Origin of the sequence: Streptomyces sp. PKU-EA00015, assembly GCF_013387495.1 — a bacterium.
Lineage (GTDB): Bacteria > Actinomycetota > Actinomycetes > Streptomycetales > Streptomycetaceae > Streptomyces.
Window position 1 is genome coordinate 1 of record NZ_JABZEE010000108.1, and the last position, 1,475, is coordinate 1,475.

Below are 1,475 nucleotides of genomic sequence, written 5' to 3' on the forward strand. Positions count from 1 at the left end.
ACACGAAGCCGACGAAGCGGCCGGCGGTGCAGGTGGGTGACCCGTTCCAGGAGAAGCTCCTGATCGAGTGCACGCTCGAGATCTTCAAGGAGAAGCTGGTCGCGGGCATCCAGGACCTCGGCGGTGCGGGTCTGTCCTGCGCCACGAGCGAGCTCGCCTCCGCGGGCAGCGGTGGTATGCGGGTGGAGCTGGACACGGTGCCGCTGCGTGATGCGACGCTCTCGCCGGAGGAGATCCTCATGAGCGAGTCGCAGGAGCGGATGTGCGCGATCGTGGAGCCGCAGCACGTCGAGCGGTTCCTGGAGATCTGCGAGAAGTGGGACGTCATCGCCACCGTGATCGGTGAGGTGACCGACGGCGACCACCTGGAGATCTTCTGGCACGGCGAGCTGATCGTGGACGTGCCGCCCGGCACCGTCGCGCACGAGGGCCCGACGTACCACCGCCCCTACGCCCGCCCGTCCTGGCAGGACGCGCTGCAGGCCGACGACGCGAACAAGCTGCCCCGCCCGCAGAACGCGGAGGAGCTGCGTGCGCAGGTCCTGAAGCTGGTGGCGTCGCCGAACCAGGCCTCCAAGGCGTGGATCACGGACCAGTACGACCGGTTCGTGCAGGGCAACACCGTGCTCGCCCAGCCCGAGGACGCCGGCATGGTCCGCATCGACGAGGAGTCGAACCTCGGTGTGGCGATGGCGACGGACGGCAACGGCCGCTACGCCAAGCTCGACCCCTACACGGGCGCGCAGCTCGCGCTGGCGGAGGCCTACCGCAATGTGGCCGCCTCCGGTGCCAAGCCGCTGGCGATCTCCGACTGCCTGAACTTCGGCTCCCCGGAGGACCCGGATGTGATGTGGCAGTTCGCCGAGGCCACCCGCGGTCTCGCGGACGGCTGTCTGCAGCTGGGCACGCCGGTCACCGGCGGCAACGTCTCGCTCTACAACCAGACCGGCGAGACCGCCATCCACCCCACCCCCGTGGTCGCGGTGCTCGGCGTGATCGACGACGTCAACCGCCGCACCCCGATCGCGTTCGCCGAGGAGGGACAGCTGCTCTACCTCCTCGGAGACACCCGCGAGGAGTTCGGCGGCTCCGCCTGGTCCCAGGTCGTGCACCACCACCTCGGCGGCCTGCCCCCGCAGGTCGACCTCGACCGGGAGAAACTCCTCGCGGACATCCTCATCTCCGCCTCCCGCGACGGCATGATCGACGCGGCGCACGACCTGTCCGACGGCGGCCTGGTCCAGGCCGTGGTGGAGTCCTGCCTGCGCGGCGGCAACGGCGCCCGCCTGGTCGTCCCCGACGGTCTGGACGCCTTCACGTTCCTGCTCAGCGAGTCGGCCGGCCGCGCGGTCGTCGCCGTCCCGCGCAGCGAGGAACTCCGCTTCACCGACATGTGCGGCGCCCGCGGCCTCCCCGCCACCCGCATCGGCGTCGTCGACGGCGACACGATCGAGGTGCAGGGCGAGTTCAGCATC

The 1,475-nt window shown here is 70.6% G+C and carries 1 protein-coding gene; it reads left to right on the top strand.

Going from position 1 to position 1,475, the window contains the following annotated elements; all coding sequences use genetic code 11:
• Positions 1 to 1,475 (top strand): AIR synthase-related protein (locus HW130_RS34960; RefSeq protein ID WP_177153795.1); only part of this gene is annotated, 1,475 nt, incomplete at both ends.